24 protein-coding genes are annotated in these 26,588 nt (G+C 72.4%); 11 read left to right on the top strand and 13 right to left on the bottom strand.

Annotated elements, in window-relative coordinates:
* The first annotated feature begins 226 nt into the window (after positions 1-226).
* From ACMATS_RS07320 to ACMATS_RS07305, 4 genes are all read left to right on the top strand, one after another.
* The gene (locus ACMATS_RS07320) at positions 227-604 is read left to right on the top strand and encodes an SdpI family protein (RefSeq protein WP_390779711.1); all 378 of its coding nucleotides are present in this window, start codon (positions 227-229) and stop codon (positions 602-604) included.
* 168 nt (positions 605-772) lie between these two features.
* The gene (locus tag ACMATS_RS07315; RefSeq protein ID WP_390779710.1) at positions 773-1,441 is read left to right on the top strand and encodes a sporulation delaying protein family toxin; all 669 of its coding nucleotides are present in this window, start codon (positions 773-775) and stop codon (positions 1,439-1,441) included.
* A 108-nt stretch (positions 1,442-1,549) separates the two neighbouring features.
* Positions 1,550-2,152 carry an SdpA family antimicrobial peptide system protein gene (locus ACMATS_RS07310; protein WP_414167357.1) on the top strand — a complete coding sequence of 201 codons (603 nt, stop codon included), beginning with the start codon at positions 1,550-1,552 and terminating at the stop codon, positions 2,150-2,152.
* Positions 2,152-3,105 (top strand): sporulation-delaying protein SdpB family protein, encoded by a 954-nt coding sequence (locus tag ACMATS_RS07305; RefSeq protein WP_414167356.1) that lies wholly within the window; start codon positions 2,152-2,154, stop codon positions 3,103-3,105. Before ACMATS_RS07310 ends, ACMATS_RS07305 begins: the two co-directional genes overlap by 1 nt.
* Here ACMATS_RS07305 and ACMATS_RS07300 read toward each other — a convergent pair.
* Both ACMATS_RS07300 and ACMATS_RS07295 read right to left on the bottom strand, forming a co-directional pair.
* On the bottom strand, positions 3,080-3,406 hold the full coding sequence (locus ACMATS_RS07300) for a hypothetical protein (RefSeq protein ID WP_414167355.1): 327 nt from the start codon (positions 3,404-3,406) through the stop codon (positions 3,080-3,082). The genes ACMATS_RS07305 and ACMATS_RS07300 overlap by 26 nt on opposite strands.
* Positions 3,407-3,438: 32 nt before the next feature.
* Positions 3,439-5,661 carry a HelD family protein gene (locus ACMATS_RS07295; protein WP_414170669.1) on the bottom strand — a complete coding sequence of 741 codons (2,223 nt, stop codon included), beginning with the start codon at positions 5,659-5,661 and terminating at the stop codon, positions 3,439-3,441.
* Between the two features lie 196 nt (positions 5,662-5,857).
* Between ACMATS_RS07295 and ACMATS_RS07290 the strand changes: the two genes are divergently transcribed.
* A complete protein-coding gene (locus ACMATS_RS07290; protein WP_414167354.1) occupies positions 5,858-7,042 on the top strand; it encodes a glycosyltransferase in 1,185 nt (394 codons plus the stop codon).
* Between the two features lie 73 nt (positions 7,043-7,115).
* Entirely contained in the window at positions 7,116-8,096 is a 981-nt protein-coding gene (locus ACMATS_RS07285; RefSeq protein ID WP_414167353.1) for an alpha/beta fold hydrolase, read from the top strand.
* A gap of 132 nt (positions 8,097-8,228) precedes the next feature.
* On the opposite strand, the gene kdpC is transcribed toward ACMATS_RS07285, so the two are convergent.
* From kdpC to ACMATS_RS07260, 5 genes are all read right to left on the bottom strand, one after another.
* The gene (gene kdpC / locus ACMATS_RS07280; protein WP_414167352.1) at positions 8,229-8,879 is read right to left on the bottom strand and encodes a potassium-transporting ATPase subunit KdpC; all 651 of its coding nucleotides are present in this window, start codon (positions 8,877-8,879) and stop codon (positions 8,229-8,231) included.
* A 32-nt stretch (positions 8,880-8,911) separates the two neighbouring features.
* The gene (gene kdpB, locus ACMATS_RS07275; RefSeq protein WP_414167351.1) at positions 8,912-10,993 is read right to left on the bottom strand and encodes a potassium-transporting ATPase subunit KdpB; all 2,082 of its coding nucleotides are present in this window, start codon (positions 10,991-10,993) and stop codon (positions 8,912-8,914) included.
* On the bottom strand, positions 10,993-12,657 hold the full coding sequence (gene kdpA / locus ACMATS_RS07270) for a potassium-transporting ATPase subunit KdpA (protein ID WP_414167350.1): 1,665 nt from the start codon (positions 12,655-12,657) through the stop codon (positions 10,993-10,995). Before kdpA ends, kdpB begins: the two co-directional genes overlap by 1 nt.
* Positions 12,658-12,747, bottom strand: a complete 90-nt coding sequence (gene kdpF, locus ACMATS_RS07265; protein WP_390779701.1) for a K(+)-transporting ATPase subunit F — start codon at positions 12,745-12,747, stop codon at positions 12,658-12,660.
* 422 nt (positions 12,748-13,169) lie between these two features.
* The gene (locus ACMATS_RS07260; RefSeq protein ID WP_414167349.1) at positions 13,170-15,635 is read right to left on the bottom strand and encodes a DUF4118 domain-containing protein; all 2,466 of its coding nucleotides are present in this window, start codon (positions 15,633-15,635) and stop codon (positions 13,170-13,172) included.
* Between the two features lie 224 nt (positions 15,636-15,859).
* On the opposite strand from ACMATS_RS07260, the gene ACMATS_RS07255 reads away from it, so the two are divergent.
* Positions 15,860-16,639 carry a hypothetical protein gene (locus ACMATS_RS07255; protein WP_414167348.1) on the top strand — a complete coding sequence of 260 codons (780 nt, stop codon included), beginning with the start codon at positions 15,860-15,862 and terminating at the stop codon, positions 16,637-16,639.
* Here the strand turns inward: ACMATS_RS07255 and ACMATS_RS07250 are convergent.
* On the bottom strand, positions 16,625-16,981 hold the full coding sequence (locus ACMATS_RS07250) for a helix-turn-helix domain-containing protein (protein WP_390779698.1): 357 nt from the start codon (positions 16,979-16,981) through the stop codon (positions 16,625-16,627). The genes ACMATS_RS07255 and ACMATS_RS07250 overlap by 15 nt on opposite strands.
* A gap of 505 nt (positions 16,982-17,486) precedes the next feature.
* Between ACMATS_RS07250 and ACMATS_RS07245 the strand changes: the two genes are divergently transcribed.
* The 3 genes from ACMATS_RS07245 (at position 17,487) to ACMATS_RS07235 (ending at position 21,120) form a co-directional block, all read left to right on the top strand.
* The gene (locus ACMATS_RS07245) at positions 17,487-18,137 is read left to right on the top strand and encodes a DUF4360 domain-containing protein (RefSeq protein WP_391154892.1); all 651 of its coding nucleotides are present in this window, start codon (positions 17,487-17,489) and stop codon (positions 18,135-18,137) included.
* Between the two features lie 178 nt (positions 18,138-18,315).
* Positions 18,316-18,768 (top strand): ATP-binding protein, encoded by a 453-nt coding sequence (locus tag ACMATS_RS07240; protein ID WP_414167347.1) that lies wholly within the window; start codon positions 18,316-18,318, stop codon positions 18,766-18,768.
* Between the two features lie 261 nt (positions 18,769-19,029).
* Positions 19,030-21,120 (top strand): SpoIIE family protein phosphatase, encoded by a 2,091-nt coding sequence (locus tag ACMATS_RS07235; RefSeq protein WP_414167346.1) that lies wholly within the window; start codon positions 19,030-19,032, stop codon positions 21,118-21,120.
* On the opposite strand, the gene ACMATS_RS07230 is transcribed toward ACMATS_RS07235, so the two are convergent.
* Genes ACMATS_RS07230 through ACMATS_RS07215 form a run of 4 tightly spaced genes read right to left on the bottom strand, consistent with a single transcriptional unit; the run spans position 21,077 to position 24,526 of the window.
* Positions 21,077-22,303, bottom strand: coding sequence for a cytochrome P450 family protein (locus ACMATS_RS07230; RefSeq protein WP_414167344.1), 1,227 nt, complete (start codon positions 22,301-22,303; stop codon positions 21,077-21,079). The two genes, ACMATS_RS07235 and ACMATS_RS07230, sit on opposite strands and share 44 nt — an antisense overlap.
* Positions 22,300-23,499 carry an MAB_1171c family putative transporter gene (locus tag ACMATS_RS07225; protein ID WP_414167343.1) on the bottom strand — a complete coding sequence of 400 codons (1,200 nt, stop codon included), beginning with the start codon at positions 23,497-23,499 and terminating at the stop codon, positions 22,300-22,302. The genes ACMATS_RS07230 and ACMATS_RS07225 overlap by 4 nt, the downstream gene beginning before the upstream one ends.
* Positions 23,496-24,086 (bottom strand): ImmA/IrrE family metallo-endopeptidase, encoded by a 591-nt coding sequence (locus ACMATS_RS07220; RefSeq protein WP_390779692.1) that lies wholly within the window; start codon positions 24,084-24,086, stop codon positions 23,496-23,498. The genes ACMATS_RS07225 and ACMATS_RS07220 overlap by 4 nt, the downstream gene beginning before the upstream one ends.
* Positions 24,083-24,526 carry a helix-turn-helix domain-containing protein gene (locus tag ACMATS_RS07215; RefSeq protein ID WP_391154899.1) on the bottom strand — a complete coding sequence of 148 codons (444 nt, stop codon included), beginning with the start codon at positions 24,524-24,526 and terminating at the stop codon, positions 24,083-24,085. Before ACMATS_RS07215 ends, ACMATS_RS07220 begins: the two co-directional genes overlap by 4 nt.
* Before the next feature lie 364 nt (positions 24,527-24,890).
* On the opposite strand from ACMATS_RS07215, the gene ACMATS_RS07210 reads away from it, so the two are divergent.
* A complete protein-coding gene (locus tag ACMATS_RS07210; RefSeq protein WP_414167342.1) occupies positions 24,891-26,105 on the top strand; it encodes an MFS transporter in 1,215 nt (404 codons plus the stop codon).
* 16 nt (positions 26,106-26,121) lie between these two features.
* On the opposite strand, the gene flK is transcribed toward ACMATS_RS07210, so the two are convergent.
* Entirely contained in the window at positions 26,122-26,556 is a 435-nt protein-coding gene (gene flK, locus ACMATS_RS07205) for a fluoroacetyl-CoA thioesterase (protein ID WP_390779689.1), read from the bottom strand.
* Positions 26,557-26,588 lie beyond the last annotated feature (32 nt).

Below are 26,588 nucleotides of genomic sequence, written 5' to 3'. Positions count from 1 at the left end.
GCTATCCGGACATTGTGCGCTATTCGGTGCGGTGGTTTTCCGGCCCCGGCAGGGAGGGCCCGGGTAAGGGGCCGGGATACCGGCCTCAAGTGCGGCGCGAGGAGCGGACGTTCAACTGCAGACAGGACGTCATCAAGATTCCCTCAACGCCGTTGATCGGCTCGAACGGCAGTGCCACGATGGCCAGGTCGCCGATCACGTGGGCTTGCCAGGGGGAAGCAGCACCATGAGTTCTCATCTTGTCGTGGGCGTCGTTCTCGCCGTCGTCTATCTCGTCGCTGCATCCGTCGTTCTCGCCGTCGCCCGCGCCGGCGGGAAGGGCACCCTCGGCCGGAACGCCTTCGTCGGCGTGCGGACCAAGGAGACCTTCGCCGGCGACGCCGCCTGGCAGGCCGGGCAGCACGCGGCCCGGAGGCGCTACCTGCGCCTGGTCCCGGTCCTGCTCGTCGCCGCGGCCGCCGCGCTCGTCAACGGCCTTGCCGACGGCCCCTCCTGGGCCTACATCGTGATCGTCGCGGCGAGCGGCGCCGTGGACGTCGCCATCGCGGCATCGTCCGCCTCCGCGGCCAACGCCGCCGCACGCCGCGAGCACGGGCCCGCCTGAACCGGCCCGCGCCGCACACCCTTTCCGGATTCCGGTGGCGGAGGCGACTCCCTCCGCCACCGGTCCTCAAGCGCCGGCCTCCTCCTCTGCATGCCCGCAAGCGGAGCGCCGGCCTGCCGCCGTCCGGGCGGTGAAACCCGTTTGCAACGACTCATCGAAGGTACCTCAATGAAGCTGAAGAAGAGTGCTGCGCTCGCCTGCGCAGCGGCCGTCCTCACCGTGGGTGTCGTCTCCGGCACGGCAGCCGTGGCCGCCCCTGCGAAGAACTCCGGGGTGACCGCGCCGCTGTCCGGCAAGGCCGCCAAGCACACCGTCAAGTACTCCGACGAGGACATCGTCGGCCTGCTCGTCTTCGCCAAGGGCAAGGCCGCGGACGAGCACCCGGACCTGGCCAAGCAGATCCGGTCGCACCGCACGCCCCAGTCCGACAAGGTGACGCTCGAGCAGATCGCGGAGTTCACCAAGGAGCTCAAGGCGATCGACGCCGACTTCCACGACAAGGTCACCGTCCCCGTCCAGATCAGCGACCCGTACGCGGCCAAGGCCGGCATGGAGCGGCTGAACGACGACGTCAAGACCTACATCGCGCAGCACAAGAAGTTCGGCAACAACCCCGACCGCGCCAACGGCTGGGTCTGGCACGACGCCAACGCCGTGATCGAGATCAACGTCCTCGGCGCCATCAACGCCATCGGCTACGCCAACGTGGCCGGTGCGACCGAGGCGGTCGTCGCCCTCGTCGTCGTCCCGTCCGCGGTGAGCTACGGCTTCGACATGAGCAAGCCGAACAGCCTGGACGCCAGCAACTTCGTCTCGGCAGTGGCCAAGGGCCTCTGACCCACCGACACCCTGCCGGGCCGCGTCGCGCACAACGCGGCCCGGCAGGGCCCCGTCCGCCCGCCCGAGACCCGACCAGAACCAGCGCCGCATAGGGGCCATGCCCGGATGACCAGTACGTCCACAGATCACCGCCCGAGACCGACGGGAACCGGGACGGGCTCGATACGCCAGCTCGGCCTGTTCGTCACCGCCTGCCTGCTCGTCTTCGGCTACCTCGCCCTGTCGCTCTTCTACACGCTGCCGACCAACGCGCTGAGCAGCCGCCACTCCAAGGGCGTGCGGCCGGTCCTGAACATCATCACCCCGGAGAACTGGGCGTTCTTCACCCGGAACCCGGAGGACGAACAGATCGGCGTCTACTCCTACGGAGCCGACGGCTCGGTGCACAACCTGCTGAACACGCCCCAGGGATCACCCGCGAACCTCTTCGGCCTGTCCCGCACCCAGCGGGCCCAGGGCCCCGAGATCGGCTTCTTCAACTCGGCCGCCACGCAGCACTGGTCCGACTGCGCCGGCTATCTCGACGACTGTCTCCGGGAGGCGGCGAGGAAGCCGGCGCTGAAGGTGAAGAACACCAGCCCCGTGCCGACGGTCTGCGGTGAGGCCTACCTCACCCGGGAGACGACGGTGCCGTGGAGCTTCCGCAACCAAGTCTCCTACGACCGGCGCGTCGAGCACGTCGCCCACCTGGACATCCGATGCCGATAATGCCCGCCGTACAGTCCCTCGCCGACCGCCTCGCCGAGCGCACCGCCCGGCACGACATGCGCTCCCGCTGGTTCGGCGCCGGGCGCACCGTCATCGCGGTGGCCCAGCTGAGCTTCATGCTGCTGACCCCGGTCAAGGCCCTGCTCGTGCCGGTCGTCGGCCTGGGCGACTACCCGCACTGCAACTCCGTCCGCGCCGCCTCCGCCATGTGCCTCGGCGACACCGGAGTGGGTCCCGAGGCCCAACGCTGGCTGCTGATCGTGATCCTGGCGGTGGCCGCGAGCGGATACCGCCCGCGCTGGACGGCGATTCCGCACGCCTGGGCCACCTACTCGATCGCCGTCAGCATCGCCGTTCCCGACGGCGGCGAGTCCGTCGCCATGATCATGTGCTTCTTCATGATCCCCATCGGGCTCGCCGACGACCGCACCTGGCACTGGCAGCAGCCCACCCGGGAACTCGCCCCCTCGTGGCGCACGCTCACCTTCGTGGCCTTCCTGGCCGTCCGGGTGCAGATCGCCTACCTCTATCTCGACAGCGCCATCAGCAAGTTCGGCGTGGCCGACTGGGCCAACGGAACGGCCGAGTACTACTTCCTGCGCGACAACATGTTCGGCGTGGGAAAGCCGTGGGACGGACTCTTCCTCACGCTGTCCAAGAGCGCGTTCGTCGTCGTCGCGCTCACCTGGGGCGCGCTGATCATCGAGATCGCCATCGGCGTCTGCGTCCTGGCCTCGGACCGCTGGCGCAAGGCGGGGCTGGCCATGGACATCGTGCTGCACGGCTCGATCATCCTCACCATGGGGCTGTGGAGCTTCGCCCTGGTGATGATCGGCTCGGCGGTGGTCTGCGCTACTCCGGAGGGCCGCGCCCCGTCAGGGGCGCGGGGAACTGCGCGACCAGCCACCGACGACCTGCAGGTGCAGGTCAGGCCTCCGTCACCGGTTCACTGATCCGGAACCGGCTCCCGTTCCGCCAGCCCAGCCGAGCCGCAAGGCCCACCCGCCGGGCGGCGCCGTCCACCGTGAACTCCCGGCTCGCCAGGGCGAGATGGGTCCCCTTCTGGCCCCGGTACCGGAAGAAGACCCTGATGCGGTGCTGCCCGGCGGCGACGGGTATCTCCTCGGTACCCCACTTCATGACGTGCTCCCGGCCGTCGATCTCGACGACCGGGTGCGTCAGCAGGTGATGGAACGCCGCGGCGATGGGGTGAGGCCTGACCTCGACGGTGACAACTGCCTTGTGAACGACCATGGTTGGATGCTATCGCCTGGTGATCACTCCCGTCACTCCCCTCCCTCCAGACCTTCCAGCCCCGCCGGGAGAGCCCCCGTGTGCACGACGCCAAGCCGCTGCGTCGCCCGGGTCAGCGCGACGTACAGATCGCTCGCACCGAACTCCGCCGGCTCCGCGACGATCACCGTGTCGAACTCCAGCCCCTTGGCCTGCCGCGGGTCCAGCAGCACCACCGGCCTGGTGAGATCCGGAGCGGCCCCGCACGAGGCCTCCGGGAGGGCGGCGGCCAGCAGCGGGAGGTGGTCGCGCGGGGCGATCACCGCGAGACGGCCCTCGGCGCGGCCCTCGCGCGCGACCGCGTCGCGCACCGCTCCCGCCAGGTCGCCGGCCCGCAGCGCCCAGGGCCGGACGCCCGTGGAGCGCACCGAGCGCGGCGGTGCGAAGGAGGTGTCGGCGGACCGGACGACGTCCGCCGCCACGTCCATGATCTCCGCGGGCGTGCGGTAGTTGACGCCGAGCCGGACGTGCTCCCAGCGGTCGCCGACGTGGGGCGGGAGGATGTTCTCCCACGCGCCGCAGCCACCCGGCTCGGCGGTCTGCGCCGGGTCGCCGACCAGCGTCATCGAACGGGTCGGACAGCGCCGCATCAGCAGCCGCCACGCCATCGCGGACAGCTCCTGCGCCTCGTCCACGATGACGTGGCCGAACGCCCAGGTGCGGTCGGCGGCGGCGCGCTCGGCCGCGCTGCGGTGGTCGGCCTCCTCGTGCCGCTCGGCCAGCCGCTCCGCGTCGACCAGGTCGTGGGCGGCCAGCACCTCCGAGTCCTCGTCCTCGCGGTCCTCGAACTCCTGGGTGCGGGAACCGTAGGAGAGGTCGAGCACGCCCTGCGCGTAGGCGATCCGCTCCTGCCGCGCGGCCTCGGCGGCGGCGCGGGCCGCGGAGTCGTCCTCGCCGAGGAGCTCGGCGGCCTCGTCCAGCAGCGGCACGTCCGCGGGCGTCCAGGCGCCGCCCGCGCGGCGGATCGCCGCGGCGTCCGCCCCCGGGAGGTGCACGGGCTCCTCGAGGAAGTCGGCGACCAGCTGCTGCGGGGTGAGGGCCGGCCACAGCTCGTCGACGGCGGCGTGCACCTCGGCGCTGGCCGCGACGGCCTTGCCGAGCTGGGCCACGTCGTCCGGACCGAGGAGGTTCGGCCCGCCGTACGGGTCCGCGCCGAGGCGGTCGGCGAGTTGGGCCGTGAGCGCGTCGATCACGGCGAAGGCGAAGGAGGGACGGGCGAGGTTGTGCGGCAGCCCGGTCTCGCGCGCCCGGCGCCGGGCCGCCTCCGCGATCTCCGCGTCCAGCCGCAGTTCGCCGTCCTCGTGGTCGATCACGATCGCGGGCTCGGGCAGCGTCTGCCGGTCGCGGACGAACCGCGCCAGCGCCCCGGCCATGGCCGCGCCGCCCTTGACCTCGGCCGCCCGCGGGGTGTCGGTGCCGGTGGCGGTCACGCCCGGGAAGAGCTCACCGGGTGTGGCCAGCAGCACGCCCGTCTCGCCGAGCGAGGGCAGCACCTCGCCGATGTAGCCGAGGAACGCCGGGTTGGGCCCGACGATCAGCACGGCCCGGCGGGCGAGCTGCTCCCGGTGGGCGTACAGCAGGTACGCCGCGCGGTGCAGGGCGACGACGGTCTTGCCGGTGCCCGGGCCGCCCTCGACGACGAGCACGCCGTGGTGCGGGGCGCGGATGATGCGGTCCTGCTCGGCCTGGATGGTCTGCACGATGTCGTGCATCCGCCCGGTGCGCGCCGAGTCCAGCGCGGCCAGCAGCACCGCGTCCGCGTCCGCGCCCTCGTGGCCGGTGCGCTCGGGGTCGGTCAGGTCAAGGATCTCGTCGTGCAGCGCGGTGACCCGCTGCTGCTCGGTGCTGATGTGCCGCCTGCGGCGCAGCCCCATCGGGGTGTGCCCGGTGGCCAGGTAGAAGGGCCGTGCGACGTCGGCCCGCCAGTCGACGACCAGCGGGGTGCGCTCCGCGTCGTCGCGGCGTATGCCGATGCGCCCGATGTGGTGGTCGCGGCCGTCGCGGAACTCCAGCCGTCCGAAGCACAGTCCGTGCTCCCCGGAGTCGAACGCGGCGAGCAGCCCGGACTGCTCGGCCACCGCGACGTCCCGCTCCAGGCGTGCCTGGAAGGTGCGCCCGTCCCGGCGCAGGGCCTCGCGCACCGACTCCTCGGCGCTTGCCCGCAGTTCGGCGAGCCGCGCGTACAGCAGGTCGAGGAATTCCTGCTCGTGCCGCATTTCCTCGTTTGACAATTCGGCTCCCGCCCCGATAGCATGTCCCCATAAGGCTTCTCCCTGGCCTGAATTGAACCGGACAGGGAAACACCCAATATACGCAGAGCAATACCCCGGGCGTCAATCCGCTCCGGGGTATTTTCCGTCCCGGGGATGAATACGGGTTTCCCTTTGCGGCCCCGCGGACAGGGATCCCGGGGTGCGCGTGCTCTGTACCGTCACCGGATCCTCCTCGCATGCCAGGGCCCTGCTGCCGCTGGTCTCGGCGCTGGCCGCGGCGGGTCATGCCGTGCTCGTCGCCGTGCCTCCGCCGTTCGTGCCCGGCTTCGCGGGCCGGCAGGTGCGGGTCGCGGGGGTCATGGCGGATCTCCACGCTTTCATGGCCCGGCGGTTCCGCGGGGGCGGGGCCGACGGGTCCGGGCCGCCGGGGGAGGGGGCCGTGGAGTTCTTCGCGGGCCCCCACCTCGCCGACAGCTGTGCCGCGCTGCTGCCCGCCGCCCGCGACTTCGGCCCCGACCTGCTGGTCCGTGACGGCGGCGAGCTCGCCGGGTGCCTGGTGGCCGAGGTGCTGGGCATCCCGCACGTGGCGGCGCCGTCCGGCGCGGCCAACCACCTCGACCCGGTGCGCCTGTTGCCCGTCCTGAACGGGCACCGCGTCCGGCTGGGACTGCCCGCCGAGGACGATCCGCACTGGATCCACCGGTACGGCCGCATGGACTGCATGCCGCCCGCCTTCTCGTTCATGACCCACCCGGCCGCCACGACCTTCGCCTACCGTCAGCCGGCGGACGTCGACCCCGTCGAGGTCCTGCCCCACTGGATGGCCGGACTGCCCACGGACAGACCGCTGGTGCTCGCCGCCGTCGGCACGGTACTGCCGATGCTGGCCGGGCTGCCCGGGGGAGCCTTCGGCGCCGTGCCGGTGCTGAACGCCGTCGTCGCGGGGCTGGCGCAGCTGGACTGCGTGGCCCTCGTCGCCACCGGTGGCCTCGCCGTGGAGCAGGCCCCCGCGCGCAGCGGCGTGCACCTGGTGGACCGTTTTCCGCAGCCCCTGCTGCTCCGGTGCGCCCAACTGCTCGTCACCCACGGCGGATACAACAGCATCAGGGAGGCCGTGGGCGCCGGTGTGCCCATGGCCGTGGCGCCCTGCTTCGGTGACCAGCCCGCCAACGCGGACCGGGTGCAGGAGCTCGCGCTGGGCGACCGCATCGCGGACCCGGCCGCGGTCCCGGACCCCGGCCGGGTCGCCGCCGTCTGCGGGCAGGTGCTGGCCAGCCCCCGGATCGCCGGTGAAGTGCGCTCCGCCCAGCGGCAGATACTGACGCTGCCGCCCGTCGAGTCGGCCGTCGCCGACCTGGAACGGCTCGCGCGCGGGGCGCTCTGACCGTGCCGTCGGCGTGCGGCGTATCGTGCGGGAAGCAACCTTCGAGCAGCAATCGTCGAGCAGGGGAGGGCACATGAGCGTCGCGGTGGAGCACCGCCACGTCGAGGTGAACGGCATCAGGCTGCACATCGCCGAACAGGGGGAGGGCCCGCTGGTCCTGCTGCTGCACGGCTTCCCCGAGTGCTGGTACTCCTGGCGCCACCAGTTCGCGCCCCTGGCCGCGGCCGGGTACCGGGTGGTGGCACCGGACCAGCGCGGGTACGCCCGCAGCGACCAGCCCGGTGACATCGCCGCCTACAGCCTGCTGCACCTCACCGGCGACGTGATCGGGCTGATCCACGCGCTGGGCGAGGAGCGTGCCGTCGTCGTCGGCCACGACTGGGGCGCCCCGGTCGCCTGGACGACGGCGCTGCTGCGCCCGGACGTGGTGCGCGCGGTCGCCGGGCTGAGCGTCCCGCACCTGCCGCGCGGTGCGGCGCCCCCGCTGCCCGCGCTGCGCGCGGTGCTCGGGGACGGGTTCTACCAGCAGTACTTCCAGGAACCGGGCGTCGCCGACGCCGAGTTGGCGCAGAACCCGACGGCCACCTTCCGGAGCATCCTGTCCGGCAGCTCCGGCGACAGCCCGGCCACCGACCCGCCGCGCCCCTGGGTCGTCCCCGACGGCGCGACGCTCCTCGACACCCTGCGGGAGCCGAAGGAGCTCCCCGCCTGGCTCACCGAGGAGGACGTCGAGGTCTTCGCCCGCGAGTACGCGCACCACGGCGACCGCGCCTTCACCGGCGGCCTGAACTGGTACCGCAACATCGACCGCAACTGGGAGCTGCTCGCCCCCTTCGCCGGCCGCGGCGTCGAGGTCCCGGCCCTCTACATGTCCGGCGACCGCGACCTCGTCCGCGGCTTCCCCGGCATGGACCAGGTCCTCTCCTCCCTGGACCGGATCCTGCCGCGGCTCCACCGCAGCATCACCCTTCCCGGCTGCGGGCATTGGACCCAGCAGGAACGCCCCGAGGAGGTCAACGCGGCCCTGCTGGAGTTTTTGGCCGCAGCCCCGTAAGGGGCGCGGGGAACTGCGCGACCAGCCACGACGCGCCCGCAGCCGACGCACCACCCGGGGTCCGGGGCGAAGCCCCGTTCCCCGCGCCCCTGACGGGGCGCCGTGGTCGCGCCCACGCGGCGGAGCCGCATATCAACCCAGCGACGCCAAGTCGTGGTTCAGCTTCACGACATTGACGTGCGGCTCGCCCAGGAACCCGACGCTGCGCCCGTCGACGTGCGCGTCGACAAGCCCGCGCACCCGCCCGGCAGGCAGCCGGCGGGCCCGGGCCACCCGGGCCGCCTGCTCGCGGGCGTAGGCGGGGGAGATGTCCGGGTCCAGCCCCGAACCACTGGCCGTGACGGCGTCCGCCGGGACGGTCCGCGGATCGACCCCGTCGAACGCGGCCACGGCGGCGCGGCGTTGGCCGACGGCCGTGACCAGGTCGGGGTTGGTGGGGCCGAGGTTGGAGGCGCTGGAATTCAGCGGGTCGTACGGGCCCGCCCCCTTGCCCGCGTCGGCAGCGGAGGGGCGGGGCTGGAACCACCGGGGATCGGGGCGCAGTTGCTCGTTCGGGTCCGCGGGGTTCCGCTTCGGCAGCGCGAAGTTCTGGCCGAGGAACGCGGAGGCGACGGGCCTGCCGTGGTCCTCGATCAGGGAGCCGCCGGCCTGGTGGGGGAAGACCGCTTGCGCGATGCCGGTGACGGCCAGGGGGTAGGCGATGCCGGTGACGACCGTGAACACCAGCAGGATGCGCAGGGCAGACAGGTACTGCCGGGCCGTGGACGGGAGGTGGAGGAGCATGAGGACTCGCCTTCTTCGCCTTCTGACTTCCGTCAGTGGAGGCCGGGGACGAACTGGACGGCCAGGTCGATGAGTTTGATGCCGACGAAGGGCAGTACGAGGCCGCCGAGCCCGTACAGCCAGATGTTGCGGCTGAGCAGGGCCGCCGCGGACGAGGGCCGGTAGCGCACGCCGCGCAGGGCGAGCGGGATCAGCGCCACGATGATCAGCGCGTTGAAGATGATCGCGGAGGAGATGGCCGACGTCGGGCTGTGCAGCTTCATGATGTTGAGCCTGTCGAGGCCGGGGTAGGCGACCGCGAACATCGCGGGGATGATCGCGAAGTACTTCGCGACGTCGTTGGCGATGGAGAAGGTGGTCAGCGCACCGCGGGTGATCAGCAGCTGTTTGCCGATCTCGACGATCTCGATGAGCTTGGTGGGGTTGGAGTCCAGGTCCACCATGTTCCCGGCCTCCTTGGCGGCCGAGGTGCCGGTGTTCATGGCCACGCCCACGTCGGCCTGGGCGAGCGCCGGGGCGTCGTTGGTGCCGTCGCCCGTCATCGCGACCAGCTTGCCGCCGGCCTGCTCGCGCTTGATGAGGGCCATCTTGTCCTCGGGCGTCGCCTCGGCCAGGAAGTCGTCGACCCCCGCCTCCTCCGCGATCGCCTGCGCGGTCAGGGGGTTGTCGCCGGTGATCATGACGGTGCGGATGCCCATGCGGCGCAGCTCGTCGAAGCGTTCCCGGATGCCCTCCTTGACGACGTCCTTGAGGTGGATGACCCCCAGCACGCGGGCGCCGTCGGCGTCGTCCACGGCCACCACCAGCGGGGTGCCGCCGCTCTGCGCGATGCGTTCGGTGATCTCGTGCACCTCCTCCCCCGGGCGGCCGCCGCGCTCGGTCACCCAGCCCGTCACCGCACCGGCCGCGCCCTTGCGGATGCGGCGACCGTCGACGTCCACCCCGCTCATCCGGGTCTGTGCGGTGAAGGGGACGAACTCGGCGCCCTCCAGCTCCCCTTCGCCGCGGGCCCGCAGCGCGTGCCGCCACTTGGCCAGGACGACGACGGAACGGCCCTCGGGCGTCTCGTCGGCGAGCGAGGACAGCTGGGCGGCGTCCGCCAGTTCCTCGGCTCCGACCCCCTGGACCGGGAGGAACTCGGCGGCCTGGCGGTTGCCGAGGGTGATGGTGCCGGTCTTGTCGAGCAGCAGGGTGTTGACGTCGCCGGCGGCCTCGACGGCGCGGCCGGACATGGCCAGGACGTTGCGCTGCACCAGGCGGTCCATGCCCGCGATGCCGATCGCGGAGAGCAGGGCGCCGATGGTCGTCGGGATCAGGGCGACCACGAGCGCCACCAGGATGACGATGCTCTGCTCGGCCTTCGCGTAGATCGCGAAGGGCTGGAGGGTGACCACGGCGATCATGAAGACGATGGTCAGCGAGGCCAGCAGGATGTTGAGGGCGATCTCGTTCGGCGTCTTCTGCCGGGCCGCGCCCTCGACGAGGGCGATCATCCGGTCGATGAAGGTCTCGCCCGGCTTGGAGGTGATCTTCACGACGATGCGGTCGGACAGCACCTTCGTCCCGCCGGTGACGGCCGAACGGTCGCCGCCGGACTCGCGGATGACCGGTGCGGACTCGCCGGTGATCGCCGACTCGTCCACGGAGGCGACGCCCTCGACGACGTCCCCGTCGCCCGGGATGATCTGTCCCGCCTCGACGACGACGTGGTCGCCCAACTGCAGCTCGGCGGCGGCCACCTCCTCCTCCGGCGGCGCCTCGGCACCGGGCCGCCAGTCCGCGAGGCGGCGGGCCGTGGTGTGCGTCCGGGCGCGGCGCAGCGTCTCGGCCTGGGCCTTGCCCCGGCCCTCCGCCACCGCTTCCGAGAGGTTGGCGAAGACGGTGGTGAGCCACAGCCATGCCGCGATCACCCAGGGGAAGACGCCGGGGTCCTTCAGTGCCGACAACGTGGTGAGCAGGGCGCCCACTTCGACGACGAACATCACCGGGTTGCGGACCATCAGCCGCGGATCGAGCTTGCGCACGGCGTCGGGGAACGAGGTGAGCAGCTGCCGGGGGTCGAGCAGGCCGCCCGAGACGCGGTGCGGCTGGTGCTGCGGGAGCGAGTCGGACATCAGTGCAGTCCTTCCGCGAGCGGCCCCAGCGCCAGCGCCGGGAAGTAGGTGAGGCCGACGACGATGAGGATCACGCCGGCCAGCAGCCCGACGAACTGCGGCCGGTGGGTGGGAAGGGTGCCGGCCGTGACGGGCACCGGGCGCTGCCGGGCCAGGGCGCCGGCCAGTGCCAGCACGAACACCATGGGCAGGAAGCGGCCGAAGACCATGACCAGGCCGAGCGCGGCGTTGTACCAGACGGTGTTGGCCTGCAGACCGGCGAAGGCCGAACCGTTGTTGTTGGCGGCGGAGGTGAACGCGTAGAGGACTTCGGAGAAGCCGTGCGGACCGGAATTGGTCATCGCCTTCTGTTCACCGGGCAGGGCCATGGCGATTCCCGCGCCGACGAGGACGATGGCGGGGGTGGTGAGAATGTAGAGGGAGGCGAACTTGATCTCCCGGCTGCCGAGTTTCTTGCCGAGGTATTCGGGCGTGCGGCCGACCATCAGCCCGGCGACGAAGACCGCGATGACGGCCACGACGAGAATGCCGTAGAGGCCGGATCCGGTGCCGCCGGGCGCGATCTCGCCCAGCATCATGTTGAAGATCAGCAGTCCGCCGCCGCCCGGCGTGAACGAGTCGTGGGCGGAGTTCACCGCGCCGCACGAGGTGAGCGTGGTGGAGACGGCGAACAGCGCGGAGGACCAGATGCCGAACCGCTGTTCCTTGCCCTCCATCATGCCGCCCGCCGCGTGCCCTGCCGGACTGCTCACGCTGTGCAGCTCGTTGACGGTGACGACCGCGACCGAGGCCGCCCAGATCAGCGCCATGACGGCGACGATCGCGTACCCCTGGCGGCGGTCGCGGACCATGGTGCCGAAGGTGCGCGGGAGGGCGAACGGGATGACCAGGAGCAGGAAGATCTCGACGAGGTCGGTGAAGCCGGTGGGGTTCTCGAAGGGGTGGGCGGAGTTGGCGTTGTAGAACCCGCCGCCGTTGGTGCCCAGTTCCTTGATGGCCTCCTGGGAGGCGACGGGACCGCCGGTGATGCTCTGGTGGTCCCCGGCGATGGTCGTGAGGACCTGGGCGCCGTGGAAGTTCTGGATCGTCCCCGCCGCCACGAGCACGAGGGCGAAGACGAACGCGACCGGCAGCAGGACGCGCAGCACGATGCGGGTCAGGTCGACCCAGAAGTTGCCGATGTGGTGGGTGCGCTTGCGGGTGAAACCGCGGATCAGGGCGGCGACCACCGCGATGCCGACGGCCGCCGAGACGAAGTTCTGCACTGCCAGGCCCGCCATCTGCACCAGGTGTCCCATGGCCGACTCGCCCGAGTACGCCTGCCAGTTGGTGTTGGTGACGAAGGATGCCGCCGTGTTGAACGCCAGATCGGGGGCGACGGGCTTCATGCCCAGCGACAGCAGGAGGTGGTTCTGCAGCCGCAGGAAGGCGTAGAGGAACAGCACGGACACGGCGGAGAACGCCAGCAGGCTGCGCATGTAGGCGGGCCAGGTCTGTTCGGCGTCGCCGTCGACGCCGCCGGTGCGGTACACGAGCCGTTCGGCGCGCAGGTGGCGGGTGGTGGTCAGGCAGTGCGCGACGTAGTCGCCCAACGGCCGGTGGCACAGGGCGAGTGCGGCCACGAGGGCGAGGATCTGCAGCCAGCCCGCGAGGGTGTCGTTCATTCAGAACCTCTCCGGGAAGATCAGGCAGTACAGCAGGTAGAGCAGCAGGCCCACCGCGACGACGAGTCCGACGACGTTCTCGACGCTCACAGCCGTTCCACCCCCTTGACCGCAAGGTGGAGCAGGACGAAGGCCACGATCGTGAGGCCGACGAAGGCGAGATCAGCCATGGGCGATACACCTCGTGAAGGGTGAGGAAGTGGGGAGGAAGCGGGAAAAGCGGAAAAAGGCGCCGTCGGGTCCTGTGGGAGAGCTGTGGGGGACGGACCGACGGCGTGTGCGCCGACTCGTTCGAGCCACCGGTAGCGAAGCGCCGGAAACCCGCCCTGGCGAGCCCTCTTAGCGTGCTCCTGACGCCGTGGGGCGCCATATTGACGGGGGCTTTATTGCGTTCGATGGCTTGTTCTGAACCCCGGACACGGGTGCGTCGCCGGAGGAACAAGATGGGTACACAGGCGCACACGGTAGTGCTAGGCCGGGTGTGCAGCCCGGGAACACGCTGACGCGCGGGGTCACGGGGCGGCGGGCCGCGGCGCCGCTGCCGAGGCCGGCAGGACGAGCGTCACCGAGAACGCCGCGGCGCGCGCACCCGTGGACCGCAGCGAGCCGCCCATGGCCTCGACGAGGTCCCGGGACAGCCGCAGGGCCAGGCTCCGGCCCCGCTCGGCCGCGGCCGGGGAGCCGTCCCCGTCCGTGATGCGCAGAGCCACACGGCCGCCGGCCAGCAACTCGGCGGTGACGGAGGGCGGTTGGCCGGACGGGCTGTGGCGCAGCGCGTCGGCGGCGAGGGCGGTGAGGGCGCGGGTGAGCAGGGCGGCGTCGGCGATGACGTCGGGCAGCTCCTCCGGCAGCGAGAGGACGAGCGTGTGGCCGCCGGGTCCGAGGTCGTCCAGGGCCGTGGTCAGCACCTCGCTGAGCTCCACCGGGCGGAGGTAGAGGTCGAGCGCCCCGGCGTGCAGTCGGCCCACGTCGTCCAGATCGGTGACGATCCGACGCGCACGGCGCACCGACGACCGCGCGGCGGCCGCCCGCGCCTGCTCCGGCTCGTCCGTCCGTGCGAGGGCCCCGGCAGCGGCGTCCAGACAGGCCCTCAACTCGCGTACCGCCGTGACCAGGAGCGAGGCGCGGGTGCGCTCGGCGGCGGCGAAGGTGTCCGTCTCGGCGGCGTGCCGGGCGAGCCGGCCGTGGGTGTACGCCACCGCGAGCTGTGCGGCGCACGCGGCGAGGAGCTGCCGGTCCTCCCGGCTCAGCCCCTGGCCGCGCGCGGCCAGGGTGAGACTGTCGTCGACGGGGCTCTCCAGGTCCCCGTCGTAAGGCCGTTCGGGCGGCTGCTCGCCCGCACTGGCGACGACGTACCAGCGCGGCCGGGCGCCCGCACCGGGGTCCCGTTCGAGCAGGCTCACCGCGGAGAGGCCGAAGTTCTCCCGGATCTGCTCCATGAGGGCGGGCAGGTCCTGCCCGTGCATCATCGCCGTGGCCAGCCGACTCAGGGCCTGCGCCTCGGACATGGCGCGCACCGCCTGGTACGTGCGCCGGGCGGCCGTCCCCGCGGCCGAGCCGACGAGCGCGGCGACGGTGACGAAGACGACGAGCGCGAGGACGTCGTGCCCGCGCTCGACGGCGAAGGAATGCGCGGGAGCGGTGAAGAAGTAGTCCGCCAGCAGCGCCGCGGCCACCGCGGCGACCAGGGCCGGCCACAGCCCGCCGACGAGGGCGATCACCACGACGGCCAGCAGGTAGAGGACCAGGTCGGCGGAGAGGTCGAGACGGCCGCGCAGCGCCGTCAGGGCCCAGGTCAGCGCGGGCAGCAGGAGCACCGTGCCCGCGGTCGCCAGCCGGTACCGCCGCCGGCCGGTGCCCCGGTACGGGAGCGGCAGCCGGGCCAGGGCGGCGGAGCCGGCCGCCGCCTCGTGCGTGACGATGTGCACGTCGACGGGCCCGGAGCCGTGGATCGTCCGCTGCCCCACCCCGGCGTGCAGCAGCAGCGAGAGCCGGCCCCGGCGGCTCGCGCCCAGCACGATCTGGGTGACGTTCTCCGCCCGGGCGAACTCCAGCAGCGTCTCGACGACGTCGTCCCCGGTGACCTGGTGGTAGCTGCCGCCCAGGGACTCCACGAGGGCACGCTGGCCGTCGAGCGCGGCCGGGCTGCCGCCCGCGAGCGCGTCGCCCGGGACGACATGGAGCGCCAGCAGCTCGCTCCCGGGGGTGCGGGCGGTGATCCGGGCGGCGCGCCGGATGAGCGTCTCGCCCTCCGCGCCGCCGGTCAGGCCGACCAGGATCCGCTCGCGGGTCTCCCAGGGGGTGGCGATGCCGTGGTCGGTGCGGTAGCGCTGGAGTCCCTCCTCCACCCGGTCGGCGAGCCACAACAGCGCCAGTTCGCGCAGCGCGGTGAGATTGCCGACCCGGAAGTAGTGCGTCAGCGCGGACTCGATGCGGTCCGCCGGGTAGATGTCGCCGTGCACCATGCGGCGGCGCAGCACCTCGGGCGGGAGGTCGACCAGTTCGATCTGGGCGGCCCGCCGGGCCACCTCGTCCGGCAGCGTCTCGTGCTGGACGACGCCCGTGATCTGCTCGACCACGTCGTTGAGGGACTCCAGGTGCTGGACGTTGAGCGTGGTGACGACGTCGATGCCCGCGTCCAGCAGCTCCTCCACGTCCTGCCAGCGCTTGGCGTTGCGGCAGCCGGGCACGTCGGTGTGGGCCAGCTCGTCCACCAGGGCGACCTGGGGGCGGCGGGTGAGCACGGCGTCCAGGTCCATCTCGGTGAACGGCACCCCGCGGTGCACCAGGGTGCGGCGCGGGACCGTCTCCAGCCCCTCGGCCAGCGCGGCCGTGAGCCGCCGCCCGTGCGGCTCGGCGAACCCGATGACGACGTCCGTGCCCTGGGCGCGCAGCCGCTGCCCCTCCTTGAGCATGGCGTAGGTCTTCCCCACCCCGGGGGCGGCCCCGAGGTAGATCCGCAACGCTCCGCGCGCCATCGGCGGGCTCCTGCCGGGTCGGGACCATGGCCGTCTGCCCTTCCATGGTGCTCCCGGCACCGTGCCCTGTCCTGGCCCGGCGTCCTGGCTCGATTCTTGCGCTCATCACGGAGCTTGGCCCGATCGTTGCCCGCCGTGACGGTGCGCGATGGGAACATCATTTTGTTGTGCCGGTGGGCCGTGAGTGAGAACCAGGAGCCGATGTGGCAGGGGACCAGGCGTCCTTGATCTCTGAATGGGTACTGCCCGCCGTTGTCTGCGCGCCCGTGACCTGGGTGTGCCTGATCTTCCGGTTCCGTGAGGACGGGCGGCTGCTGGGCACGGTGCGCTCGGCGGGGCTGACGGTCGCCGTGGTGCTGTGGACCTCCGGCATGGCGGCCGTGGCCAGCGGTCTGCTGCTGCCGCACGCGTCGAGCGTGCCGCCCGTGGCGGTGGGTGCCGCGGCCGGCTGGGGCGTCGCGCCGCGCGGCCGGGCGGAGCAGAGCGGGGACAAGAGCGCCGTGATGGCCGTACTCACCCTCGGCAATTCGCTGTTGCTGCATCAGCTGGCCCTGCGTCTGCGGACCGACCGGGCCGAGTGGTGCGAGCGTATGGCCGGGGGATTCCGCGACTGCTGGGATCTCGACGCCTTCGCAGACGGCGTCCGCCACCATCTGCTGCAGCGGGTGGACGCCCCGGGGCGTCCGGTGCGGCTGCGCACCCAGCTGAAGAAGGAGATCAACGAGCGCCACAACGAGGTGCAGATGGCCGCGCAGCGGTGGATCACCGTGGAGACGAAGGTCGAGAAGGCCTGTCAGCACCACGCCCGGCCGGCCACGCGCGAGGAGGTCCGCCGGGTGCGCCGGGCGTTCGGCGAGGCGGAGCAGTATCTGGTCTGCCTGCTGGAACTGGCGCACGCCCACGGCAAGCGCAGCGATGCGGACCGGCTCCTGGAGCTCAAGCGGCGGCACCTGTCCTGCGTGGCCATGGAGCAGATGGCGGGCGGCAGTTCAGTGAAAGCGTGAGTGGGCGTACGAGCCGGCCGGTGCCGTCACGTGCTGCGTGGCCGGTGCGGTGCCGGCGGGTTCGTGGGTGCCGGGGGAGTCGGAGAAGACGATCTCGACCCTGGCGTCGAGACATTCCGCGACGGCTGCGAGGGAGCGGAGGGTGAGGTTCTCGCCGCCGGAGAGGATCTGGCTCACCCGGCCCGGCGAGACGCCCATGCGGTCGGCCAAGTCCTTGCGGGTCATGCCGCGTTCGGCGAGGAGGCCTGCGAGCGAGGCGGTCGCCTGCCGGGCCAGCCTGCCTCCCGCGGCCTGGGGGTCGCCGTGGTCGGTGCCCGCCTTGTTCGTCCGTCCCCACGCCATGGTGCCCCCCAGTGCTCCCGCGACAGCCGTCGCGTCGTCAGATGTGCTGCTCCTCCACGAGGATGTCCTTCACGAGGATGCCATCTTTAGCTCTGCCTAAACACCAGTCTGCGCCCCGGGGCGCCGGGACGCAAGGGTTCCGGGGCGTCCCGCGCCGTCTTGACCAGGCGATACGAGGGTGGCGGCGGTTTTCGGCCAGATCTGCGGAATCCCCCTTCCGGAGGCCCTCCCTCCCCCTGCCGGTAAGTCTGGCCAACTCCCCTTGCCCTCCCTATCATTCCGAACGCTCCCCGTCCCACGGGCCGTGGGAAACCGTGCGCTGACGTGGGCCCGGCCACTGTCCGGCCGTGCCGCGACCGTCGGCCTCGGACGGTCCACACGGTCCGGCACTCCTCGAATCCCGACGCCTGCCCTACCGCTCAGGGGTACCCGTGAGGATTCCCAGGTCTTCCTTGTCTTCCCCTCGGGCCTTCGCGGCCCGAAGACACTCGATGATTGGAGCGCCATGCCCGGCGGTCTGTTCACAGCCGGAGCGATAGCGGCGTTGTTCGCCTCGTCGCTCGCCACGCACAATCCCACCGTCATCAAGGACCCGCCGCCCGACAAGATCGTGATCGAGATCGCCACGGTCAACGGATCGGGCTGTCCCGCGGGTACCGCCGCCGTCGCGGTATCCCCGGACAACACGGCCTTCACCGTCACCTACAGCGACTACCTCGCCCAGGTCGGCGTCGGCTCCAAGCCCACCGACTTCCGCAAGAACTGCCAGCTCAACCTGATCGTCCACGTGCCCCAGGGCTTCACCTACGCGATCGCCAGCGCCGACTACCGCGGCTTCGCCAGCCTGGCGGACGGCGCGAACGGCCTGGAGAAGGCGTCGTACTACTTCCAGGGCTCGCCCGTCACCACGCCCAGCAGCCATGGCTTCAGCGGCCCCGTCAGCGACAACTGGCAGGTCACCGACTCCGTCGACGTGGCCTCGCTGGTCTGGGCGCCCTGCGGTGAGCAGCGGAACTTCAACATCAACACCGAGCTGAGAGTCAACGCCGGTTCCTCGGACCCGAGAAGGACGACCAGCTTCATGACGATGGACTCGACGGACGGCGACATCAACACCGTCTACCACCTCGCCTGGAAGCAGTGCCCGAGCGCCTAGGCGCTCCGCCGGACAGCCGGCCGTGCGGTTCCCCGCGCCTCTCACCGGGCCGGGGGACCGCGCGCGACACAGTTCGTAAGGCATCTGTGACACCTGGGGTATAGACCTGTGACGGGAAGCGGGCGAATGTGGAGGGGCGCCGTTCGCGCTCACTCGATCGCACCAGAGCCAGAGCCAGATGCCTGCATTCAGCCGTGACACCCTCAGCCCCCCGTCCGTGGCCCGCGCCGCCCGTACCCCCGCGCCGGGGCACGCCGTCTCGTTCCCGGCCTCGCCCCGGTCCGTGGCGGCCGCCCGGCGCTTCGCCGGGCGGCTGCTCGCCGAGTGGGGGCTGCACGACCTCGCCGACGACACCGCCCTGCTGCTCTCCGAGCTGGTCACCAACGCCGTCGTGCACGGCTGCGGGGGCACCGGGGACATCGAGCTCTCCCTCGGCCGCACGCCCGCGCACCTGCTCGCCCGGGTCACCGACCCCGGGGGCCGGGCGCCACTGTGCCGGCAGGCCGCGGAGGACAGCGAGAACGGCCGCGGCATGTGGCTGGTCGAGCAGCTCGCCGACGGGTGGGGCCACCACCCGTCCGGCACGGGCACGACCGTCTGGTTCACCCTTCCGCTCCCGGGTCCGCGCTAAGCCGTGCCCCGAAGGGGCGCGGGGCCGTGACGTATGCGGCTCCGCCGCGTGGGCGCGACCAGCCCCCACCGGCCCGCAGCCGACGCACCACCCCAGGGGTCCGGGGCGGAGCCCCGAGCACTTCGACTGCGGGAGCGTCGTGGTTGCTCGCGCAGTTCCCCGCGCCCCTTACGGGGCGCGCAGGCTGCGGACCCGCCCCGTTCGGGGGGACCATGGAAAGCACTGCGGCGTCGAGGGCGGCGGGCGGAAGGAGGACCCCGGATGGGCACCAGCGACCCGCTCCCGGCAGGCCAGGAGTCCGAGGGGCCCGTCTCCTACGCGCCCGGAAGCCTCCTGGACAAGCTGGGCGTGGCCGCCGTGGTGCTCGACGAGGACGGGCGGATCGTGCTGTGGAGCAGGCAGGCCGAGGCCCTTTTCGGCTGGACGGACGCCGAGGCGCTCGGCCGGCACGCGGCCCCGCTGCTGGTCGCCGAGCAGCACCGCAAGGAGGTCCTGGGGCTCTTCGCCCACGTGATGGGGGAGGGCAGGAGCTGGGCCGGCGTCTTTCCCGCCCTGCACAAGGACGGCCGGACGCTGCTGCTGGAGTTCCGCAACATGCGTCTGGACGACCAGCACGGCCACCGCTACGCCCTGGGCATCGCCACCGACCAGCAGGTGCTGCGCGACGTCGAACGCCACCTGGCGCTCTCGCTGCAGCTCATCGACCGCTCCCCGATCGGCCTGGCCGTCCTCGGCACCGACCTGCGCTACATGATGGTCAACCCCGCCCTGGAGCGCATGCACGGCCTCCCGGCCGAGGAACACCTCGGCAAGACCGTGGCCGAGGCCCTCCCGCACGCCGACGTCTCGCAGATCGAGGCCGACCTGCGCCGCGTCCTCGCGACCGGCACCCCGCTGCTCGACCAGCTCGCCGTGGGCCTGGCGGGCGGCGGCGCCGTCGCCGGGCAGGCACAGCTGGTCTCGTACTACCGGCTGGAGGACCCCGGCGGCCGGGTGCTGGGCCTCGCCGTCTCCGTCGTGGACGTCACCGACCGGCACCGCGCCATCGAGGAGTTCCGCCGCCGCATGCAGCTGATCGCCGACGCCTCCGTGCACATCGGCACCACGCTCGACCTCGACCAGACCGCCCGGGAGCTCGCCGAGGTCGTCGTGCCCCGGCTCGCCGACGTGGCCGCCGTCGACCTCCTGGACGCCATCCTGCAGGGCAGCCCCCCGTCCCCCGGCAACGGGGACGCCGTCTTCCGCGCCCTGGCCGTCGCCGCCGCCCGCACCCCCGGCGCCACCGAGGCGGCGGCCGCCGCCGACCCGACGGGGCAGATCGCCCAGTACGACGCCGACCGCCTGGTCACCCAATGCGTGCGCACCGGCCACCCCGTCCACCTGCCCCACGTGGGCGCGGGGGACCTGGGCCGCATCGCCCGCAACGAGAAGGCCGCCGCCCTGCTGGGGCGGGCCGGGGTGCACTCCTACATCGCCGTCCCGCTGATCGCCCGGGGCGAGGTGCTCGGCGCCCTGGACCTCAAGCGCGTCAGCAACCCCGAGCCGTTCGGCGAGGACGACGTCGTCCTCGCCGCCGAACTCGCCGCCCGGGCTGCGGTCTGCATCGACAACGCCCGCTGGTTCCAGCGCGAGCGCGCCACCGTGCTCACCCTCCAGCGCAATCTGCTGCCCCAGCGGCCCCAGCAGCCGGAGGGCATGGAGGTCGCCTACCGTTACCAGCCCGCCGGGGCGGCCAGCCAGGTGGGCGGCGACTGGTTCGACGTCGTCCCGCAGTCCGGGGGCGCCAGCGCCCTGGTGGTCGGCGACGTCATGGGCAGCGGCATCAACGCGGCCGCGGCCATGGGCCAGCTGCGCACCGCCTCCCGCACCCTCTCCGGGCTGGGCCTCGACCCCGCGCAGGTGCTGGAGCACCTGGACCAGACCGCCAGTGGTCTGGACCAGACGATCGCCACCTGCGTCTACGCCGTCTGCGACCCCGCCGCCGGGCTGTGCCGGGTCGCCACCGCGGGACACCTGCCCCCGGTGCTGATGCGCCCGGGCGAGCGGCCCCAGCTGCTCGACCTGCCGACCGGCGCCCCGCTCGGCGTCGGCGGCGTCCCCTTCGAGAGCATCGGCATGACCCTGGCGCCCGGCGACCAGCTGGTGCTCTACACCGACGGCCTCGTGGAGACCCGGGACGAGGCCATCGACGTCCGCCTGGAGGCGCTGCTCGCCCTCCTCGACGGGCCCCGGCGCGACCTGGAGGAGACCTGCGACCTGCTGCTGACGGCCCTGCGCGAGGACAACGACCAGGACGACGTCGCCCTGCTCATCGCCCGCGTCGGCCCGTACCGCGGACCGGAAGCGCCCTGAGCGCCCGCGAACGGAACGACGTGCGCCACTGCAACTCCCCGGCGGGCACGGCGAGTCCGAGGTCCGGGAAGCGGCCCAGCAGCGTCTCCAGCGCGATCCGGATCTCCATGCGGGCCAGCGGCGCGCCCAGGCAGTAGTGGACGCCCTGGCCGAGGGCCAGATGCGCCTTGTCCGCACGGCGGATGTCGAAGCGGTCGGGCTCGGGGTAGCGGTCCGGGTCGCGGTGGGCCGAGGCCAGGCACAGCATGACGGTGTCGCCCGCCGGGACGGCGACGCCGCCGATCTCCACCGGTTCGACGGGGAAGCGGCGGATGGCCATCTGGTTGGGGAGCGCGTACCGCAGGAGTTCCTCCACGGCGCCGGGCAGCAGCTCCGGTTCGGCACGCAGTGCGGCCAGCTGCTCCGGGTGCTGCAGCAGCGTCAGCAGGCCGCCGCTGATGAGGTGCTGGACGTTCTCGCTGCCCGCCATCAGGATCAGGAACGCCAGCGAGACCAGCTCGTCCTCGCTGAGCCGGTCGCCCTCGTCGCGGGCCGCGATCAGGGCGGAGAGCAGGTCGTCCCCGGGCGCCGCGCGACGGGCGGCGACCAGTTCCTCCAGGAAGCGGTGGATGCGGCCGATGGCCTCCACCACCTGGCCCGGGTGCTCGGGCGTCAGCATCGTGCCGACCCATTCGGAGAACGGCCGCCGGTCCGCCTCCGGGACGCCCAGCAGATCGCCGATCACGACCAGCGGCAGCGGATTGCTGAACCCGGTGACCAGATCGGCGCTGCCGTGCGCGTCCACGTCGGCCGCGAGACCGTCGGCGAGGCGGTCGGCCGCCGCCTGCACGAGCCCGCCCAGGTCCTCGACCCGGCGCGGCGTGAAGCCCTGGGAGACCAGGCGGCGCAGCCGCAGATGGTCCTCGGGGTCGATGTTCAGCAGATTGGCGTCCAGGGCCGGCGGCAGGGAGAAGCCCTTGTAACCGACGCCCGAACGCGCCTTGTTGACCGACAGGCGCGGATCGGCGATCCAGGCCCGGACGTCGGCCTCCCGCAGCACCAGCCACACCGGGGAGCCGTCCGGCAGCGCGATCCGGTGGACGGGCGCCGCCTCGCGCAGCCGCACATAGCCACGCCACGGGTCGGCGAGGAAGGCGGCGTCGAACGGCTGCGGGAGGTTCTGGGTCCGGTCCTGGCGGGTCATGCGGTCCTCTCCGGGGTGGCGGTGAGCGGGGTCTGTTCGAGGGCGGCCGTGACGACCGGCGAGGCGGCGAAGGCGCGGGCGAGCCCGCGCTGGAAGGCCAGTTCGGCCGCCAGGTCCTCGGGCCCGGCCGCCAGCGGGGTGCTCGCGTGCTCGACGGGCCGCACGCCCGCCTCCTTGGCCCGCAGCGCCCCGGCGAGCTGGGCCGCCTCGACCGCGGCGGCCAGGCCGTCGCCCGACAGGCCGGACTCCGTGCCGTGCGAGCGCGCCGCCGCGGCGACCGCCGGGTCCATCCAGACCCGCAGCGCCCACTGGGCGTCGCGGATCTCGATCACGATGCGGTAGAGCCGGGTGCGCCGGTCGGCGCCCGGCTCCAGCTCCAGGACCGGCTCGGGCACGTGGGCCGTCAACGCCGTGTGCAGCGGGGTGAGTTCGCGGTGGGCGCGCAGCAGCTCCGCACGCTCGCGCAGGGCGCTGAGCGAGCGGCCCCAGTCCGGCATGGTCCAGCCGATCGCCTGGCCGGTGGTGTTGAGCGTGAGCGCGACGGGCACCAGCGGCTCCCAGGCGTGCCCGCTCGTGCCGAACTGCCCCGCCACGATGTCGGCCAGCCGGCAGCCCGCGTAGAGCATCGAGGTGGGCAGCGTGAGGCTGACCAGCCGCAGCCCGCGGCGCAGCCAGGGCATCGGGGCGATCCCCGAGTAGCGCCAGCACAGGAGGCACACGTCGACCTGGTTCCAGGCGTAGGCGATCAGGTAGACGGTGAGGTACGCGGGGTAGAACTGCGCCTTCGACAGGGCGAAGTCCGTCGGCTTCTCCTGCAGTTCGGTGGCGGCCGAGAAGAGCGTCACCATGACGACGAGGACCGCGCCGATGCCGACGAGCCGGGGCGCGGCCTTGCGCCAGGCCACGTCGCGCTCGTACGTGAGGTGCAGCAGGACGAGTTGCTGGCAGGCGGTCAGCAGCATCACGCAGCTCTGGGTGAACAGCCCCGAGAAGTTGCGGATGCCGACGGCCTCGCTGGTGGCCACCCAGACCGCCGGGGTCGAGACCGTGAAGATCAGGAGCGGGAAGAGGAAGTTCCCGACGAGCGCCCACTGGGCGGGCGACCGGTCCGTGCGGAGGATCCGCAGTTTGTAGAGGAACGCCAGCAGGTTCACTGCGGCGCAGGCCGGATACATGATGCTGTTGAGCTGGTTCATTGCGCCTTTTCTTCTCCGCTCCGGTGCGCCGGGCTCTCGAGGGCCGACAGCCGGGCCGCCAGCTCCGCCGCCTCCGGCGGCACCTGCCACGTCCGCTGCGGTGTCCAGGTGCCGATCCGCCGTCCCAGGAGCGAACCGACGAACTCGGCCTCGCGCTCGGCGGGGGAGTGGGCGTGCTCGCGCCCCAGCACCCGCTGCACCAGGCCGGGGTCGAGGGAGGGCATCAGCAGCCGGGTCGCCTCGGGGGACATCACCGGGGCGGCCTCGTGGTCGCAGACCAGGTGCCCGAGCTCGTGCAGGATCACCTGGCGCTGGTGGACCGGGGCCAGCCGCGCCTCAAAGGCGATGAAGTCGCTGCCCTCCGCCGAGATCCACATCCCGTCCGGACTGCCCGCGGGCAGCGGCAGCGGCACCAGGTGGACCGTGCGGCCGAGGCAGGCGCCGATGTGGGCGCAGAGCGCCTGCACGGTCAACTCGCCCTCGGGCAGCCCGAGGGCGCGGACGCGCTCCTCGCACTGCTGCCGGAAGGACGGGACCGGTGCCGTGTCGTTCGCGGATCTCCTCCGCCGCCAGCGCATCACCATCATCGACGTTCGTCGTCGTGGCCCGGCCGGCCCCGAAGGGGTGCCGGGAGGTCCCGTAAGGCGTTCTGCGCCTGGGCGGCGGAGGCGAGGATCTCGTCGATGAGCCCCGACAGCCGGTCCACCGGCGCGGCGGGCCCGCCCGGTGCGCCCGGTTCACCCTGTGCGCCCAGTTGCGCGTTCACCTGCTCGAAGACCTGCTCGTCGAGGAAGTAGGCGTCGCGCGAAATCCCCAGGCTGTGCGAGACCTTGAGCAGCGTCTCCAGCGTGAGGTTGCATCCGTCCGCGGACTCGGCGTGGGAGAGGGTCCGCTTGGAGACGCCGGCCCGCTCCGCGAGTCCGGCCAGGGTGAAGGGCCCTTCGGGGTGGTGCCGTCGCACGTACCGCAGGCGGCGGGCGACTTCGGCCTTCGCCCGGTGGATGCGCTCGTCTCCCCCCTGCTGCACCACTGTTCTTCTCCCCAGCGCGTCTCGCGTCCAGCCCCCTGACCGCAGGACTTTAACGTCCTGCTCAAGAGGCGATCCAGTCGCACGGGCGACAGTTCGGACTCCGGTAGCAAATGTCCGTATTGCTGCCGGGTGGCAGTGCAGTACGTTGCACTCGGGTGCAGCGAGTTGCCATATTCGGCACGAGATCGCTAACGTCCCAGTCGCCGCGAGCGGCGCTCACTCAAAGCGACGGGGGTGCAGTGAGTGACGCCGCCCGCCTCGGCCCGGACGGCGCATAACCGCGTGGCCGTGCCAACGGCCCTCGCCTAGCATGGCCGCATCGCCAAGCCTGCTGGCGTTTCCCGACGAGAGGGAGCCGGGCATGCGGTCGAAGGTGCCCCCGGCCTGGGCGCGTGCCGCCCTCGCGATGTTCGGCGTGGGATGGGGCGCCAACCAGTTCTCGCCCATGCTGCGGGTGTACCGCGAGCAGAACGGGCTCTCCGAGGCGGCCCTCACGGCGATGTTCGGGATGTACGCGCTGGGGCTCATCCCCGCCCTCCTCGTCGCCGGTCCGTACTCGGACCGCCGCGGCCGGCGCACCGTCATCCGGCCCGTCGTGCTGCTGTCCTCCACCGCCACGCTCGTGCTGATGGCGGGAGGAACGCGGCCCGAACTCCTCTACGGGGGACGTTTCCTGGCGGGAGTGGCGTCGGGAGCCGCATTCAGCGCGGGAAGTGCCTGGGTGAAGGAGCTGTCGGCGCAGGCCCCGGCCGGTGCGGGTGCGCGCCGGGCGGCCGTCTTCCTGTCCGCCGGCTTCGGCGGCGGGCCGCTCGTCTCCGGGATGGCCGGGCAGTGGCTCCCGCTGCCCAGGATCACGCCGTACCTCCCGCACCTGCTGATCATGGCCGTGGTGACGCCCCTGGCGTGGTGGCTGCCGGATCCGGCAGCGGAGCGGGACCCCGCGCCCTGGCGGGCTCCCCGAGCGGCGCGGCGGAAGCGGTTCCTGCTGGGCGTGGCGGTGTGGGCGCCGTGGGTGTTCGGCACGGCGACCGCCGCCTTCGCCACCCTGACGGCGCTGGCCGCCCCGCACACCCACGGGCTCGGCATCGCCTTCACCGGAGCCGTCACCGCCCTCACCCTCGGCACCGGGATCGCCGTCCAGCCGATGACGCGGCGGCTCGCCGCACGCGGCGGCACGGCACGGGCCGCCGTCGTGGGCCTGCTGCTGGCCACGCTCGGATTCGTCGTCGCCGCCGGGGCCGCGGCCACCGGCTGGGTCGCGGCCGTGCCCGCGGCCGCCGTTCTCCTCGGCGCAAGCTACGGCATGCTGCTCGTGACCGGGCTGAGAGAGGTGGAACTCCTGGCGGATGAAGGGGAGTTGGCCGCCTTCGTCGCGATCTTCTACATGCTCATCTACATCGGGTTCGGTGCGCCCTACCTGTTCACCGTGTCGGCCGGGTCGTCCGGCTACCCGCGGTGCCTGCTCGCGGCAGGGCTGGTGACGCTGCTGACCGTGTTCGTCATGCGTCCCGCGCTCCGCGACGCACCGGCCAGGGCGGCGGCCCCCGCCGAGGAGACTCCGCCCGTGCGCCGGTAGCGGGACGGCCGATTCCCTATTCGAGAACCGCCGTTGCGCGGCGCAGCTTCTCCTCGACGCCCTGCGTGAAACGGTCCAGGTCGACCACGGCGCGCTCGTGCGTCCCCGAGCCGATCTCGTCGAGACCGTCATGCGCCGTCACCTGCCAGGTGAGCCGCCGCCCGCGCGCCTCCAGAAGCTCCACGGTGGCCGTGACGGTGAGCCCGGGCGGTGTCGCGGCCGAGTGCGTCACGGAGATCGCCGTCCCTAGACTGCCCTCGCCCGGAGCCAGGAACGGCTGCATCGCGCGGACGCACGTCCACTCCATCAGGCCGACCATGAATCCGGTGGCGAACACCTCGGGGAAGGTGGCGAACTCGGGTGATTCGGCGTAGAGATGCCGCACCGTCTTGTCCGGCGGAACCACATAGCGATGGGTGTACTTCGTGCCGACGACCAGGCCTTCGCGCATGCCCTGCTCCTCACAGCCGACCGGTAGATGTG

The sequence above is a fragment of the Streptoverticillium reticulum genome, assembly GCF_047456005.1.
In the GTDB taxonomy this organism is placed as follows: domain Bacteria; phylum Actinomycetota; class Actinomycetes; order Streptomycetales; family Streptomycetaceae; genus Streptomyces; species Streptomyces reticulum.
The sequence above is the reverse complement of the archived record's forward strand: the minus strand, read 5'-3'. Positions and strand labels throughout refer to the sequence as shown.

Bases quoted from the DNA above. Each gene is read 5' to 3' on its own strand.
- ACMATS_RS07320 (WP_390779711.1), top strand. From the start codon at position 227: ATGAGTTCTCATCTTGTCGTGGGCGTCGTTCTCGCCGTCGTCTATCTC.
- ACMATS_RS07315 (WP_390779710.1), top strand. From the start codon at position 773: ATGAAGCTGAAGAAGAGTGCTGCGCTCGCCTGCGCAGCGGCCGTCCTC.
- ACMATS_RS07310 (WP_414167357.1), top strand. From the start codon at position 1,550: ATGACCAGTACGTCCACAGATCACCGCCCGAGACCGACGGGAACCGGG.
- ACMATS_RS07305 (WP_414167356.1), top strand. From the start codon at position 2,152: ATGCCCGCCGTACAGTCCCTCGCCGACCGCCTCGCCGAGCGCACCGCC.
- ACMATS_RS07300 (WP_414167355.1), bottom strand. From the start codon at position 3,406: ATGGTCGTTCACAAGGCAGTTGTCACCGTCGAGGTCAGGCCTCACCCC.
- ACMATS_RS07295 (WP_414170669.1), bottom strand. From the start codon at position 5,661: ATGCGGCACGAGCAGGAATTCCTCGACCTGCTGTACGCGCGGCTCGCC.
- ACMATS_RS07285 (WP_414167353.1), top strand. From the start codon at position 7,116: ATGAGCGTCGCGGTGGAGCACCGCCACGTCGAGGTGAACGGCATCAGG.
- kdpC (WP_414167352.1), bottom strand. From the start codon at position 8,879: ATGCTCCTCCACCTCCCGTCCACGGCCCGGCAGTACCTGTCTGCCCTG.
- kdpB (WP_414167351.1), bottom strand. From the start codon at position 10,993: ATGTCCGACTCGCTCCCGCAGCACCAGCCGCACCGCGTCTCGGGCGGC.
- kdpA (WP_414167350.1), bottom strand. From the start codon at position 12,657: ATGAACGACACCCTCGCGGGCTGGCTGCAGATCCTCGCCCTCGTGGCC.
- ACMATS_RS07260 (WP_414167349.1), bottom strand. From the start codon at position 15,635: ATGGCGCGCGGAGCGTTGCGGATCTACCTCGGGGCCGCCCCCGGGGTG.
- ACMATS_RS07250 (WP_390779698.1), bottom strand. From the start codon at position 16,981: ATGGCGTGGGGACGGACGAACAAGGCGGGCACCGACCACGGCGACCCC.
- ACMATS_RS07245 (WP_391154892.1), top strand. From the start codon at position 17,487: ATGCCCGGCGGTCTGTTCACAGCCGGAGCGATAGCGGCGTTGTTCGCC.
- ACMATS_RS07240 (WP_414167347.1), top strand. From the start codon at position 18,316: ATGCCTGCATTCAGCCGTGACACCCTCAGCCCCCCGTCCGTGGCCCGC.
- ACMATS_RS07235 (WP_414167346.1), top strand. From the start codon at position 19,030: ATGGGCACCAGCGACCCGCTCCCGGCAGGCCAGGAGTCCGAGGGGCCC.
- ACMATS_RS07230 (WP_414167344.1), bottom strand. From the start codon at position 22,303: ATGACCCGCCAGGACCGGACCCAGAACCTCCCGCAGCCGTTCGACGCC.
- ACMATS_RS07225 (WP_414167343.1), bottom strand. From the start codon at position 23,499: ATGAACCAGCTCAACAGCATCATGTATCCGGCCTGCGCCGCAGTGAAC.
- ACMATS_RS07220 (WP_390779692.1), bottom strand. From the start codon at position 24,086: ATGATGGTGATGCGCTGGCGGCGGAGGAGATCCGCGAACGACACGGCA.
- ACMATS_RS07210 (WP_414167342.1), top strand. From the start codon at position 24,891: ATGCGGTCGAAGGTGCCCCCGGCCTGGGCGCGTGCCGCCCTCGCGATG.
- flK (WP_390779689.1), bottom strand. From the start codon at position 26,556: ATGCGCGAAGGCCTGGTCGTCGGCACGAAGTACACCCATCGCTATGTG.